The 14,003-nt window shown below is 70.2% G+C and carries 11 protein-coding genes; 5 read left to right on the forward strand and 6 right to left on the reverse strand.

What is annotated here, in order from left to right; all coding sequences use genetic code 11:
- Positions 1–56 precede the first annotated feature (56 nt).
- The 4 genes from ACQBAU_RS18475 (at position 57) to ACQBAU_RS18490 (ending at position 8,197) form a co-directional block, all read left to right on the forward strand.
- The gene (locus ACQBAU_RS18475) at positions 57–866 is read left to right on the forward strand and encodes an ABC transporter ATP-binding protein (RefSeq protein WP_465256911.1); all 810 of its coding nucleotides are present in this window, start codon (positions 57–59) and stop codon (positions 864–866) included.
- Positions 866–3,316, forward strand: coding sequence for an ABC transporter permease (locus ACQBAU_RS18480; protein ID WP_465256853.1), 2,451 nt, complete (start codon positions 866–868; stop codon positions 3,314–3,316). Before ACQBAU_RS18475 ends, ACQBAU_RS18480 begins: the two co-directional genes overlap by 1 nt.
- Before the next feature lie 95 nt (positions 3,317–3,411).
- The gene (locus ACQBAU_RS18485; protein ID WP_465256854.1) at positions 3,412–7,077 is read left to right on the forward strand and encodes a hypothetical protein; all 3,666 of its coding nucleotides are present in this window, start codon (positions 3,412–3,414) and stop codon (positions 7,075–7,077) included.
- Positions 7,078–7,126: 49 nt separating this feature from the next.
- Positions 7,127–8,197, forward strand: a complete 1,071-nt coding sequence (locus tag ACQBAU_RS18490; protein WP_465256855.1) for an alpha/beta fold hydrolase — start codon at positions 7,127–7,129, stop codon at positions 8,195–8,197.
- A gap of 25 nt (positions 8,198–8,222) precedes the next feature.
- Here ACQBAU_RS18490 and ACQBAU_RS18495 read toward each other — a convergent pair whose 3' ends face one another.
- Genes ACQBAU_RS18495 through pdxS form a run of 4 tightly spaced genes read right to left on the reverse strand, consistent with a single transcriptional unit; the run spans position 8,223 to position 10,254 of the window.
- Complete coding sequence (locus ACQBAU_RS18495; protein ID WP_465256856.1) at positions 8,223–8,567, reverse strand: type II toxin-antitoxin system PemK/MazF family toxin; 345 nt, start codon at positions 8,565–8,567, stop codon at positions 8,223–8,225.
- Entirely contained in the window at positions 8,561–8,809 is a 249-nt protein-coding gene (locus ACQBAU_RS18500) for a ribbon-helix-helix protein, CopG family (RefSeq protein WP_465256857.1), read from the reverse strand. The genes ACQBAU_RS18495 and ACQBAU_RS18500 overlap by 7 nt, the downstream gene beginning before the upstream one ends.
- On the reverse strand, positions 8,784–9,425 hold the full coding sequence (gene pdxT / locus ACQBAU_RS18505) for a pyridoxal 5'-phosphate synthase glutaminase subunit PdxT (protein WP_465256858.1): 642 nt from the start codon (positions 9,423–9,425) through the stop codon (positions 8,784–8,786). Before pdxT ends, ACQBAU_RS18500 begins: the two co-directional genes overlap by 26 nt.
- Positions 9,415–10,254 (reverse strand): pyridoxal 5'-phosphate synthase lyase subunit PdxS, encoded by an 840-nt coding sequence (gene pdxS, locus ACQBAU_RS18510; protein ID WP_465259521.1) that lies wholly within the window; start codon positions 10,252–10,254, stop codon positions 9,415–9,417. The genes pdxT and pdxS overlap by 11 nt, the downstream gene beginning before the upstream one ends.
- A 196-nt stretch (positions 10,255–10,450) precedes the next feature.
- Here pdxS and pdxR point away from each other — a divergent pair, with 196 nt between their 5' ends.
- Positions 10,451–11,902 (forward strand): MocR-like pyridoxine biosynthesis transcription factor PdxR, encoded by a 1,452-nt coding sequence (gene pdxR / locus ACQBAU_RS18515; protein WP_465256860.1) that lies wholly within the window; start codon positions 10,451–10,453, stop codon positions 11,900–11,902.
- A 4-nt stretch (positions 11,903–11,906) separates the two neighbouring features.
- Here the strand turns inward: pdxR and ACQBAU_RS18520 are convergent, their stop codons facing one another.
- Together ACQBAU_RS18520 and ACQBAU_RS18525 are read right to left on the reverse strand one after the other, a co-directional pair.
- Positions 11,907–12,647, reverse strand: a complete 741-nt coding sequence (locus tag ACQBAU_RS18520) for an RNA polymerase sigma factor (RefSeq protein WP_465256861.1) — start codon at positions 12,645–12,647, stop codon at positions 11,907–11,909.
- A gap of 120 nt (positions 12,648–12,767) precedes the next feature.
- Positions 12,768–13,952: a DUF418 domain-containing protein gene (locus ACQBAU_RS18525; protein ID WP_465256862.1), complete on the reverse strand. Its 1,185-nt coding sequence runs from the start codon at positions 13,950–13,952 to the stop codon at positions 12,768–12,770.
- Between the last annotated feature and the right edge of the window lie 51 nt (positions 13,953–14,003).

The following is a 14,003-nucleotide window of genomic DNA, read 5'->3' on the forward strand; positions in this document are numbered from 1 at the left end:
GGCGGATGTGCCGACACGCTCGCTTTCCTAGGTTTGGCGGTGCACCGACGACCAGCATCCTGCCGGGGTGCGGACCTCGAGGAGAACACGTGAGCACGAAGACCGCGACGACAACGCCCGCCGACATCGACGGCGCCACCGCCACCGTTGCGGCGAGTGCGTTCAACCTGTCCAAGGTGTACGGCCAGGACCGCACCCAGGTGCGGGCGCTGGACCAGGTGTCGATCAACTTCGCGAAGGGGTCGTTCACCGCGATCATGGGTGCCTCCGGGTCGGGCAAGTCGACGTTGATGCACTGCCTGGCGGGGTTGGACACGATCACGTCGGGGAAGGTGTCCCTCGGCGGGATCGAGCTGTCGGCGTTGAACGACCGGCAGTTGACCAAGGTCCGCCGCGACCGGATCGGGTTCGTCTTCCAGTCATTCAACCTGCTGCCCACGTTGAATGCGAAGGACAACATCCTGCTGCCGCTGGACCTGGCCGGGACGAAGGTGGATCGTGACCACTTCGACGGGCTGGTCACCTCCCTCGGGCTGGGTGACCGGCTCGACCACCGGCCCGCCGAGCTGTCGGGTGGGCAGCAGCAGCGGGTGGCGATCGCCCGCGCCCTGGTGACCCGTCCCGACATCCTGTTCGCCGACGAGCCGACCGGGGCGCTGGACTCCAAGACCGGCCAGGCACTGCTGGACTACCTGCGCACCAGCTCGCACGAGGCCGGACAGACCATCGTGATGGTGACCCACGACCCGCTGGCCGCCGCGTACGCCGACCGGGCCGTGATCCTGGCCGACGGCCGGATCACCCACGACCTCCCCGACCCCGACGCCGACGCCGTCCTCGGCATCATCCGCGGGCAGGCCGCCTGATGCTGCGCCGTGCCTGGCACCAACTGCGGCTCCACCCCACCCGGATGGGGGCGGTGGTGGTCGCGATCATGATCAGCGTCGGCTTCGTCACCACCTGCCTGGTGTTCCTCGACACCGAGGCCGGCGCCATCCGCAACCAGGTCGCCGCCCCGGCGAGCAACGCCGACGTGATCGCCGACCCCGTGCCGTCGATCGACCCGGCCGAGTTGCCGACCGTCGAGATCCGCGACGGCCTGGCCGGGGTCCCCGGGGTGGAGCTGGTCGCCCCGCTGCACCAGTCGTCGGTCGGCATCGGCGACTCCGGGGCCATCGTGTACGGCACCGTGCCGGAGTCGCTGCGGTGGGCCGAGCTGGTCGAGGGCCGCTGGGCCGAGACCCCGTCCGAGATCGTGCTCGACAGCTCGGTGGCCGAGTCCCACGGCCTCACCGTCGGCGCCGCCATGACGGTCACCCGGTACGGCGACGAGCCACGGCCCGAACAACTCACCGTGGTGGGCATCACCGACGCCGGCGGCAGCCTGCTCAGCGGCCTGGCGCCGACGGTGTACGTCGCCGACGCCTGGTTCACCGCGGAGTCCGAGGCCGGCAGCGTCGACCTGTGGCTGATCAGCCTCGCCCCGGGGACCGACGTCGCCGATGCGGTGGCCAAGATGCAGGAAGCCATGTCTGCCATCGGCGCACCCGTCGAGGTGCAGTCTTCCGCCGCGTACGCCGATGCGCAGCTGGCGCAGGTGACCGGTGGGGTCGACGTGTTCCGCGTGCTGCTGTTGATCTTCGGCGCGATCGCCCTGCTGGTGGGGATGTTGATCATCGCCAACACATTCTCGATCATCGTCGCCCAGCGGCGCCGCCAGATCGGGCTGCTCCGCGCGGTGGGGGCGTCAACCGGTCAGGTGCGCGGTGAGCTGTTGATCGAAGCTCTGGTGATCGGGGTGGTCGCCTCCGCACTGGGGGTCGCCGCCGGCATCGGCCTCGGCGCGGCCGCCGCCGCGCTCAGCGGGTCGCTGGACGCCGGACTCGTCGTCAGCACGTCGGTGCTCATCGCCTGGGCGGTCGGTGTCGTCATCACCGTGGCGGCCGCGTGGCTGCCAAGCCTGCGTACCTCACGGATCCGTCCGTTGGAGGCGCTGCGGGTGTCGGCCACCGACGAGGGTCGTCGCCGGCCGGGTGGGCTGATCACCATCGTCAGCGCGCTCTGCCTGTTCGGTGGCATCGGGGTCGTCGGGCTCGGCGTCGTGCTCGACCGGATGCACCTGGTCACCGCCGTCGGCGGCGGCTTCCTGCTGGCGCTGGCGGTGCTCACCGCGGCCGGCTGGTACGTCCCGGCGATCGTCCGGCTGGTCGGCCGGATCCCGGCGCTGACCGGGCCGACCGCCCGGTTGGCCGCAGCCAACGCCGTACGGCACCCGAAGCGGACCACCGCGACCTGTCTGGCGTTGATGCTGGCCGTGGGGCTGGTCGCGACACTGCAGATCGGCAGTGCCTCGGTGAAGGCGAGCGTCGAGCAGGGCGTAACGAACCGGTACCCGGTGCCGATCCAGGTGGTGTCGTGGGACGGATCGTTGCCCTCCGGGCTGGCCGACGAGGTGGCCGGGGTCGAGGGCGTGACCGGGGTCGTCGAGGTCGCCACCGCCGAGCTCACGCTCGCGGGCCTCCCGTACCCGGTCCGCGGGCTCGGCCCCGAGGTCGGTGCGCTGCTGCCCGGTGAGGTGATCGGACCCGACGAGCTGTTGGTCAACCCCAGCTACGCGCTGGCGCAGGAGTGGGCCGAGGGTGAGCAGGTCGAGGTCGGCGGGCCCGGCGGCACCCGGGACCTGGCCGTACGACTGAGTCACCTCGCCGAGGACGGTCCCGTCGTGTCCGCGGCGACGCTGCGCGAGCTGGGTGGTGACGTGGTGGAACGCGCCGAAGTGTGGGCCCAGGTCGACACCCGGGACAGCGACGCCGCCGCAGCAACCCTGGCCGGCGTCGAGGAGATCGCTCCCGACAACACCCGGGTGTCGGGCTCGCTCACCATGGTGACCCTGTTGACCGAGGTGCTCGACATGTTGCTGCTGATCGCCACTGCCCTGTTGGGTGCGGCCGTGCTGATCGCGCTGATCGGGGTCGGCAACACCCTCGGGCTGTCGGTGCTCGAGCGCACCCGCGAGTCGGCCCTGCTGCGGGCGCTGGGCCTGCAACGAACGCAGCTGCGGGCGATGCTCGCGGTCGAGTCGGTGCTGTTGGCCGTCGCCGGTGCGCTGATCGGACTGCTCGCCGGACTCGGCTTCGGCTACCTCGGCACCTGGGCGGTGATGGCCGAGATCGGGGAGCCGGCGGTGCTCGCGGTGTCGTGGCCGCAACTCGGGTTCGACGTCGGCGCGGCCGTGGTCGCCGGACTGCTCGCCTCGATCCTGCCCGCCCGTCGGGCCGTGACCGCCGCACCGACCGAGGCCCTCGCCGACGTGTGAGGCAAGACGATCCGACCTAGCCGTTGACAGTCTTGCCCTAATCGGACCAGTATCGGGCGCGACGGTAGGCCGCCCCATCCCCCGGAGGTCCAACGATGGACAGACGCACCTTTCTGACCGCCACCTCACTGGCTGCGGCTGCGGCCGGGCTGGCACAACTACCCGGTGTCGCGAGCGCCGCACCCCGGCAGCCCGCGGGACCCGGACCGTCGGGAGACCCGCTGGTGTCCACCCGGGTGAACGAGTGGCTCGTGGCCGGGGTCGGTACCCCGGCCATGGACGGCACCCTCGCCGACCCGACATGGGGCGAGCCGGCCCGGACCGGGCTGGTGACCCCGTGGGCCCAGCTCCCCCTCGACGCGGACGTGACCACCCACGTACGCCACGACGCATCTCACCTGCACGTCGGGCTGCGGTACGCCCACGCCTCGGCCGCCACCGTCACCGCCTGCTGGCTGATCGTCAGGCCCGCCTCGCACGGCGGCCGGTACTGGTCGAAGCGGATCAGTGTCCGGCCGCAGGAGGCGGAGGACGACCTGGTCTTCCGCTGGGGTGGCTCACCGACCGACCTGGCCGACCTGCAACACGAACACGCGGCCGGTGACTCCGAGGTCACGATCACCGCGCGGATCCCGTACGCCGCGCTGGGCGTTGGCCGACCCGCGCCGGGCAGTACGTGGCAGCTGAACCTGGTCGTCGAGCAGCAGATCAACGCCGCTGCGTGGGGCAGCCTCGCGCCGTTCCGGTCATCGATCATCGACCGGCCCGGCAACAACTACATCCACCTCGACCTGGTGAACCACGCCGCAGCGATGCCCGTTGTCTTCGCGGAGTCGCCGACGGCGATCCCGACGACGCCGGCGCTGGAGTACGTGGGCCACACCACCAAACGCGTCACCCTCGACCCGGTCGTCCTCGATCCGCGCACCGGGCGGCCCCGGCAGGGCCGCAGTGCGCTCAGCCTCACCTGGCGGTCACCGCACGCGTCGACGCCCATCACGCCGACCAGCATCGGGACCGTGGCCGGCGCGACCGTCGTCACCTTCGACCACCCGGCACCCGACCGGGACGGCCAGTACGGCATCGCCCTCGAAGGAACGGCCGGCACCTGCACGCTCACGTTCGACCGACACGACCTGCTCACCGCCGGTGATCAACTGCCCGGCAACCTGCCGCGGCCGAGCTCGGGTGGCACCGCCGTCGCCCCCGGACCGTCCAGTCCGTCCGCTGCGACCCTGCAGGGCCTGATCCCGGAGACCGCAGGGATGTTGTTCTGCCGGCTGCCGCACAATCCGGGAGCCGGCACCTCCGGCCGGTTCAGCTGGTCACCGTCGGCCCCGGACGTGATCACCTCCCGCGATGCCGCGTCGGTGCGCTATCCCAACGCCGACCACCCCGAGGACCAGTCGGTCACCGTCACCAACCGGCTCGGTGATCCCGTCACCCACCACTTCCACCGGGACGCCGAGGGCCGCGAGTACTACCTGTCGGGCCAGCTCGATTACCTCAAGAAGCAGTACGTGTACGGCCAGCTCCCGATTGTCGCGGCCGCCGATCCGCTGGGTGCGGCGCGGGTGCTGGTGGAGTTCGCCGCCCGCTACCAGACGTGGGCGCCGACCAACGACTTCCCCGACTTCAACCGACCGATGAACTGGTTGGCGGCCCCGCAGCAGTACTTCGGCGGGCTGCTGAACCGGTGGTCGATCTCGGAACTCGAAGGATTGCAGTCGATCGGTGAGTGCTACCGGCTGATCGAGCAGACCGATGCCTTCGACGTACTGGCCGACGAGGTCGGGTTCGACGTCCGGGAACGCCTGTGGGCCGACTTGTTCCAACCCTCGTTGGACTTCTTCCACAGCTTCACCAAGCAGTTCACCAACTACGACTTCCCCAGCTACCTCGGGCTCGTCTCGCTCGGCCGCGCCCGCGGTGACTCGGCCCCGGTCCACGAGGCCATGGAGTGGCTGCGGACCTATGCGGCCGGACAGTACCGCTACGACGGCTGGTTCTCGCAGGTGACCTCGTCGTACCACATGCAGAGCAACACCGGGCTCGACCGGGTGTTGACCGCGCTGGAGGGGTGGAGTGACGGCCCCGACTACGAGTCTCCGCGATCCGGTGAGCGGTTCGACGGCCTGGATGCCGCGGGGGCAGCGCCCCAGTTGGCGCTGGCCCAACGCATCGCCCGCGAGCTGGTCTACCCGGACGCGAAGTTCTTCCCGTTCAACGACACGTGGGCCTTCACCAGCCCGGCTGGTGCCGACATCACGGCCGGCTCGTTGCTGTACGGCGGCGGCGGTGTCGCCCGGCTGCAGCGGGGCGAGCTCGTGCCCGGCGGTGGCATCGAAGAGGTGTCGCAGCTGTACGTCAGCTTCGCCGCCAAGTCCGGTCACTCGCACTACGAGCCGTTGGGCATCGCCCTGTTCGCCGCCGGGCAGGAGCTGTTGCCCGATCTGGGCTACACCCACACGATCCTGGGGCGATGGGCCGTCTCGGCGTTGTCGCACAACACCGTGGTCGTCGACGCCGCCAACATGGTCTCCACGGGTGAGGACGTGGGCTCGCTGCAGGGCTTCAGCGAACCCGCCACGGGGGTGCAACTGATCCGGGTCGACCGCAACTCCGCCTACCCAGCAACCTCCCTGTACAGCCGTGAGTGCTGGCACCTGGGGATACCGGGGGCGGCCGCGAACGCCGGCTACGTGCTCGACGTCTTCCGAGTGCGCGGTGGCGAGCGCCACGAGTACACCTTCAACGGGGACGCCAACCGCGACGCAACCATCACCACCGAGCCGGTGCCGGCACCGTACGGCCCCTACCTGCTGCCCGAAGGCGTCGAGCCGGTGCTGCCGGTCAACGAGTTCGACGAGGGCAGTGCCGGTGGGCACTACCACGCGTACATGCACATCCGTGACGTGTCACGGGCCGAGCTGGCCGACGGCAGGTTCGCCGCGACGATCAAGACCAGCGACGAAGGTACGCCCGGCGCCGGGCTGGCGGTCCACGGTGTCGCACCGAGCGGCACCGAACTCTTCGTCGGTGAGGCCCCCTCACTCCGGGTGACTCGCACCGGCAGCGGCACCCAGGACGACACGCGACCGCTCGACTTCTTCATGCCCAAGGTGGTGCTCCGACGCGAAGGCACCGACCTGAACAGCGACTTCATCACGGTGTTCGAGCCGCACGGTGCCGGAGCTACCGGCCAAGTCCACAGTGTCGAACAGCTCCCGATCACCGGCGGCGCCGACGGCGACATTGCGGTGAAGGTCACCCACGACGGCGGACACGACATCATGATCAGTTCACTGGACGACACCCGGACGCTGATGGCCGACGGCGTGACGCTGACCGGCCGGTACGGGTTGGCCCGGTTCGCCTCGGGGCAGCCGAGCAGCCTTCACCTGGTCGGCGGGACCGCGCTGGCCGCCGGGGAGCTGACGGTCTCCGGTCCCGGTGCGGTCACCGGCGACGTCGTCACGGCGAAGCGCAAGACGGCCGGTGACGAGGTCGACGCATTCGTCACCACCGCGGCTGTTCCGGAGTGGGTGATCGGGAAGGTCTTGGTCATCAAGCACGCGGACGACACCACCCACAGCTACCGGGTGACCGCGGTGACGGCCAGTGGTGGGCAGACCATGATCGAGTTGGACACCGATCCGGGCCTGATCGTCAGCGCATCGTCGGCGAGCCTGGTGTTCTTCCCCCGTACGACATGGGATGGGGCGACCACCTTCCGCATCGACAACGACGCGTCGACCTGACGGGTACGCTGGGGCCAAGCTGAGGTCACCGCGCTCGAGGGAGAGTTCCATGGTCCTGCAGAACCCGTTCTACACACCCGAGGTCCAGGGAGCCTACGAGCTCCATTCGCTGGGCCGGTTCGAGCTCGAGGACGGCGGGGTCATCCCCGACCTGCAGCTCGCGGTCGCCACGTACGGAGAACTCAACGAGGCAAGGGACAACGCGATCCTGGTGCCGACCTGGTTCTCCGGCACGCACCAGACGTGGGAGCTGGTCTACATCGGGCCCGGCCGGGCCCTCGACCCGGACAAGTACTTCATCATCGTGATCAACCAGATCGGCAACGGGCTGTCGACCTCACCGCACAACACCGACGGTGAGATCGCGATGTCGAAGTTCCCGAACGTCCGGATCGGGGACGACGTCCGGGCCCAGGAGCAGTTGCTGCGCGAGGTGTTCGGCATCGAACGGTTGGCGCTGGTGGTCGGCGGTTCGATGGGGGCGCAGCAGACGTGGGAGTGGGCGGTTCGCTTTCCTGACAAGGTGTTGCGGGCGGCGCCGATCGCCGGGACGGCGCAGAACACGCCGCACGACTTCCTGTTCACCCAGACGCTGTTGGACGCCATCAGCTCCGATCCGGGGTGGAACGGCGGAGAGTACGCCGACCACGCCGACGTGGTGGCCGGGCTGACCCGGCACGCCGACATCTGGGCCGTCCTCGGGTTCTCGACGGAGTTCTGGAAGACCGAGTTCTGGCGCGGCATCGAGCTGCCCGACGTCACCTGGGACACGTTCGAGGAGTTCCGGGATCGGTTCCTGCGCCCCGTCTTCACCGCGATGGACCCCAACGCCTTGTTGGTGATGGGATGGAAGTGGCAGCGCGGCGACGTCGCCCGCAACACCGACGGTGATCTGGCTGCCGCACTGGGCCGGATCACCGCGAAGGTGTTCGTGATGCCGCACGACGAGGACATGTTCTTCCCACCGCGCGACGCTGCGGCCGAGCAGGCGCTGACCCCCAACAGTGAGTTGCGGGTGCTGCACACCATCGCCGGCCACTTCGGGTTGTTCGGCTTCGAGCCGTCCTACCTGGCCGAGGTCGACGCCAACCTCCGCGAGCTGCTGGCCACACCGGTGTGACGTCTTGCCGACGTACTTGTCAGACTCACAGGTCAGCGACTCGGCGCAGCCCGACGTCAACGTCGGCCATCAGGTGCGCGGGGAGTGAGGCTCCGGTGACGTCCAGGTCGGCCCGGTCCACGGTCATCGGCTGGGACACGTTGACGACGGAATCCTTGGGCAGCCCGGAGGCGTGGGCGGGGATGAAGACGTTGCCCGGATGTCGCGCGACGGCCGTGTTGGAGGTGATCGGCAGGACCACGACAGTGCCGATGCCGGAATCGTTGTAGCGGTCGGACTGCACGATGACCGCAGGTCGCCGCTTCGCAGGAGCACTACCCCTGGGTACGCCGAAGTCGCCCCAGCACACCTCGCCCCGGCGGATCACCACTCGTCCGACATCTCGGCGAGGCGAGCATTGGCCTCGCGGCGGAGTTCGGAGGTCTCGTCGCCCGGCTGTCCGACGGCAGCGATCGCCTCGTCGATCTGGGCCGTGAGGTCCGCGCCGGACAACTCGTCCGCGTACTGCTCTGCTGCACGCCGATAGAACTCCGACCGCGTCATGCCGTGCTTGCGGGCAACACGGTCGAAGCGTTCCGCACTGTGGTCAGGAAGGCTGATGGCTGTCTTCATGCAGCCAGTATAACTTTTCCCACCCCGTCGGGGTACCTGCAAATGGCCGAGTGTCGAGGAGCCATCGGTGCAGTGTTGCGTCGCCGGTCAGTTCAGGATGGAACGCGACGGCGGTGACGGTCGCCGTACGGACCCCGACCACCTGACCGCGGTGTCGGGCCAGGACCTCGACGCCTGAGCCGACGCGGATGACGATCGGCGCGCGGATGAACGCGGCGCGGACCGGGCCGTCCGCGGTGTCAACCGTCGCCTCCTCTGACACGACCTGGGCCCCGAACGCGTTGCGGCGCACCGTGATGTCGAGCAGGCCGAGGGTCCGTTGGCCGGGTGCCGGATCCTCGATCGTGTCGGACAGGGTGATCAGACCGGCACAGGTGGCCAGCGTCGGCAGGCCGCCGACGATCAGGTCGCGCAGCGGCTCGGACAGCTCGAACATCCGCAGCAGCCGGTCAATGGTTGACGACTCACCACCCGGCAACACGATCCCGGTCAGCCCGTCCAGGTCGGCCGGCGTCCGGACCCGTACGGCGTCGGCCCCGAGTCCGGTCAGCAGGTCGAGGTGCTCGGCGACCCCACCCTGCAGGGCGAGGACGCCGATGCGGGGTTCACCAACCACGCTCGGCCAGCCGGTGCGGCGCTGGCAGGTCGGAGACGTTGATCCCGACCATCGCCTCGCCGAGGCCACGGGACGCCGCGGTGATCGTCGCCGGGTCGTCGTAGGCGGCGGTCGCCCGGACGATCGCAGCCGCGCGGGCCTCCGGGTTGCCGGACTTGAAGATGCCGGACCCGACGAAGACCCCGTCCGCGCCGAGCTGCATCATCATCGCCGCATCGGCGGGGGTGGCGACCCCACCGGCGACGAACAGCACGACCGGCAGCTTTCCCGTACGAGCGACCTCGGCGACCAGTGCGTACGGGGCCTGCAGCTCCTTGGCCGCCACGTACAACTCATCCGGCGCCTTTGCTTGCAGGGCACGGATCTCGGCGAGGATCTGCCGGATGTGGCGGGTCGCCTCGGAGACGTCGCCGGTGCCGGCCTCACCCTTGGACCTGATCATGGCCGCGCCCTCGGTGATCCGGCGGAGCGCCTCGCCGAGGTTGGTCGCCCCACACACGAACGGGACGGTGAAGGCCTGCTTGTCGATGTGGTTGACGTAGTCGGCCGGGCTCAACACCTCGGACTCGTCGACGTAGTCGACCTCGAGGTGTTGCAGCACCTGGGCCTCGACGAAGTGTCCGATCCGCGCCTTGGCCATCACCGGGATGGAGACGGTCTCCTTGATCGCGGTGATCAGGTCGGGATCGCTCATCCGGGCGACCCCACCCTGGGCGCGGATGTCGGCGGGCACCCGCTCCAGTGCCATCACCGCGACGGCGCCGGCGTCCTCGGCGATCCGCGCCTGCTCGGCGGTGACGACGTCCATGATCACGCCGCCCTTCAGCATGTCGGCGAGGCCTCGCTTGACCAGCGGGCTGCCGGTCCGGGTCACGGTGGTGTGGTCGGTGGGCGTACGGGTGTCCAGATCAGTCATGACCCGAGCCTGCGTCATTGAGTGGACCATTCCAAGGTCCACTCAACACGGGTACGGTTGATCCACTTGGCGCATCAGGCGTCGACGTCCGTACGAGGAGGGCTGGGCCGTGCAGCGCACCGAGGTGGACCTGCCGTTGCAGCTGGACCGTGCCGGTGACCGGGCGCTGCCGGTGCAGATCGCCGACGGGATCCGAGACCTTGTCGATCGTGGGGTGCTCCGACCGGGTGAGCGGCTGCCGGCGAGTCGCCCGTTGGCGGAACGGTGGGGTGTGGCCCGCGGCACCGTGGTCACCGGACTGGACCAGCTCGTCGCCGAGGGCTACCTGAGCCCGCTCCCCGGATCGGGGACCATGATCAACCCGGCACTCCGCCGGACCCATCCCACCGCGAGACAGCGACCCGCCCGGCAGCGGCGACCTCGTACGCCCGCACCGGCCAGCGACGTGATCGACCTGACTCCCGGTCGGCCGGATGCGGCCAAGGTGGTCGATCCGACCTGGCGGGCGGCATGGCGTACGGCCGCCGCGGAGGCGCGGGCCACCGCACCACCGCCGGCCGGGGTCGCCGCGCTGCGGCGTGAACTCGCCGCCCACCTGCGTCAGATGCGTGGCGTGGTCCCCGACCCGGACCACCTGGTCGTCACCGCCGGCGCCCGCGACGGTCTGCATTTGGTGCTGCAGGTGTGGGCCGAACGACGCTCCGGTCGACTCACCGTGGCGGTGGAGGACCCGGGCTACCCGTCGCTCCGGCTGGTGCCGCGTCGGCTCGGCGCCAGGGTGGTCGACGTCCCGGTCGACGACGAAGGGATCGAGGTGGCCGCACTCCGGCGCCGCCGCCCACCCGATGTCGTGATCGTGACGCCCAGCCACCTCTATCCGACGGGGACGTCGATGTCGGCCACCCGCCGGGGCGAGCTGCTCGACTGGGCCCGGGACAACGGTGCGCTGGTCGTCGAGGACGACTACGACTCCGAGCTCCGCTACGTCGGTGCACCACTGCCGGCGCTGGCCGCGCTGGACCAGCAGCGGGACGTCGCCGACCGGTGCGTGGTCACCCTCGGTTCGTTCTCCAAGACGGTGGCCGGCGACCTCGGTGCCGGTTTCGTCCACGCCCCACCCGGACTGGTCGCCGACCTGGTCGCCACCCGCGCCGACCTGGGCGGGCTTCCGTCGGGGGTGATGCAGCGGGCGCTGGCCCACTACCTCGCCGCCGGCGGGTTGCGTCGCCACATCGAGCGGATGCGGCGGGACTACCGGCGACGTCGGGCCCACCTGACCGACGCCCTCGCCGACCTCGACCGGGCCGAGGCGGTGTGCCTCGACGGCGGCCTGCACGCGGTGGTCCGACTGGAGTCCCGGCGCGGCCAACCGGCGGCCGAACGCGAACGGACGTTGGTCGCGGCGGCGGCCGGGAAGGGCATCGTCGTGACCCCCCTCAGCCGGTACTGGGCCCATGGCCGGACCCGACTGCGACACGGGGTCGTGGTCGGCTACCCGGCCGTCGGGTCGGCCGACGAGGAGGCCCTCACCGTGCTCCGCGAGTTGATCAACCGCCGCTGACCGGTCAGGCGGCGTCGACCAGGGCAGCCCGGTGCGCGGCCAGCCGGCGGACGGTGGTGGAGCACCGCCACCGGATCGTGTCGACCGAGGTGTGGTGCCGGGCCGCGGCCTCCTTGCCCGACAGCCCCTCGGCGTACACCGAGCGCAGCACCGCCCCGGTCGGTTCGTCGATCAGGCCCAGTGCGGCGGCCGCCCGGATCACCCGGTCGGCGGTGAGTCCGGCCAACTCGGCGTTGTGGTCCATCTCCGCCCGCAACCGCACGTACGAACAGAGGTCACCGATCTGCCGCAGCGGCTCCTCCACCCGGCACCGCTCCGCGGTCGCGGCCTTCAGGGTGTCGAGGGCCAGGTTGGCGGCGATCCGACGCGGCCGGCGAGCCAAGGGGTAGCTGCGGATGCGCAACCAGAGCCACGCCACGTAGTCGGCGACATCGTGGTCGGGGTCGCGCCGGGCCATGGCGACCATCTTGGGCAGCATGGTCTGCACCACCACCCGCCCGGCGAGCCGACAACCCTCACGATCGAGGGTGAGCAGCGCACCGAGGGCAGCGTCGGGCCGGAGCCGGATGACCCCGAGCACGTCGGACAGGGAACGGCACCCGGCCACCACCGGGTGCCGCCTCCCCCATCGCTCGACGACGGCGGCGGCATCGCCCTCCAACGCCTGCCACTCCGCGTCGAGCTTCGCGGCGAACGGGTCCCGACTGCGTCGCGGACACGGGATCGGACGGGTCTGGACGGACATCGGGGGCTCCCTTCGTGCGGATGCCCCGACTCTGTCGCGCAGGTGTTGTCCGAGGTGTTGTCCGACCCACGACGCCCGTTGTCCGTACCTCCGCCGTCCACACCAAGGCTCGTGCGGACGTCAGCTTCGGGCCAGCAGGGCGTACCCGCGTGCCCACAGCCACTCCACCGGTCCCCGCTCGAAGCGGCGCAGCCACAGGTGGGATGCGGTCACCATCACCGCACACAGCCCGACGAAGGCGACCACGGTGAACCAGGTCCGGTCGCCGGCGGGCACCTGGGCCAGCCCGAACCCCCAGCCCTGGAACAGCACCGAGGCCAGGATGTTCTGCACGATGTAGCAGGTCAGCGCCATCCGGCCGACGTCGGTCAGCCGGCGGCCGACGAACCCGGGTGTCCGGTCGAGCCAGGCGGCGGCGATCAGCGACAGCAGCCCGAGGGAGACCAGGGGAGCCGACACGTACCGGTTGACCAGCATCAGGTCCGGCAGCGTCATGGCGAGCACCAGGTCGACCACCAGCGCCACCGCGCCGACCTTGATCAACACGCTGCGCAGGCCGGCCCCTCGGTGCTCGAACAGGCCGTGCTCGAGGAGTTGGGCGCCGATGGTGAACAGCGCGATCCCCATCCCGAAGATCATCACCGGCTCCATCCGGAACATGACCATCAGGTCCAAGCGCTGCACCACCAGGTCCCACCACGACCCGGTCGCGTACAGGTTCTCCCCAACCGGCACCGGGGCCATCGACGAGCCGGTCGCGACCAACAGCACCGTCAACGCGGTGATCGCCAACACATGAAGGGCCGAGGTGACGACGATCCAGCGGCGTTGGGTCCGTGGGGTGCCGGCGATGATCCACGCCACCACGAGCCCGGTGACGGCATACCCCATCAACACGTCGAACTCGACGACCAGGACGTAGTGCAGCACCCCGTCCAGGAAGAGGAGCAGGGCCCGCCACGGGTAACTGCCCGGCCAGGACCGTCCTCGGCGGACGGCCGAGTTGCGTTGGATCGCCAGCCCGATGCCGAACATCAGGGTCAGCAGGCCCAGGAACTTGCCGTTGGCGAGCGCCATGAACATCCGCTCGAAGACCGGTGCCCACCCGTCAGCGGGCGAGACCGGCTCGGCCAGGTAGCCGAGGAAGCCGCCCGGATGACTGAAGATCCAGATGTTGGTGGCCAGGGTGCCCAGGATGGCGATGCCGCGGGCGACGTCGAGTGCGGCGATCCGCCCCGGCGACCGCGGTGGGTTCGTCGGGACGGCCGGTGCGACGGCGCCGGACTGCAGGTCAGTGGGGGACATGGGAGATCCTCACATGGTCGGGAACGTGCCCCGGAGACAGGATGTATCTCA

Source organism: Carbonicoccus niuqiaonis, from assembly GCF_050157065.1.
Lineage (GTDB): Bacteria > Actinomycetota > Actinomycetes > Propionibacteriales > Propionibacteriaceae > Avipropionibacterium.

Bases quoted from the DNA above. Each gene is read 5' to 3' on its own strand.
- ACQBAU_RS18485 (WP_465256854.1), top strand. From the start codon at position 3,412: ATGGACAGACGCACCTTTCTGACCGCCACCTCACTGGCTGCGGCTGCG.
- ACQBAU_RS18525 (WP_465256862.1), bottom strand. From the start codon at position 13,952: ATGTCCCCCACTGACCTGCAGTCCGGCGCCGTCGCACCGGCCGTCCCG.
- ACQBAU_RS18490 (WP_465256855.1), top strand. From the start codon at position 7,127: ATGGTCCTGCAGAACCCGTTCTACACACCCGAGGTCCAGGGAGCCTAC.
- pdxS (WP_465259521.1), bottom strand. From the start codon at position 10,254: ATGCTGAAGGGCGGCGTGATCATGGACGTCGTCACCGCCGAGCAGGCG.
- ACQBAU_RS18520 (WP_465256861.1), bottom strand. From the start codon at position 12,647: ATGTCCGTCCAGACCCGTCCGATCCCGTGTCCGCGACGCAGTCGGGAC.
- ACQBAU_RS18480 (WP_465256853.1), top strand. From the start codon at position 866: ATGCTGCGCCGTGCCTGGCACCAACTGCGGCTCCACCCCACCCGGATG.
- ACQBAU_RS18500 (WP_465256857.1), bottom strand. From the start codon at position 8,809: ATGAAGACAGCCATCAGCCTTCCTGACCACAGTGCGGAACGCTTCGAC.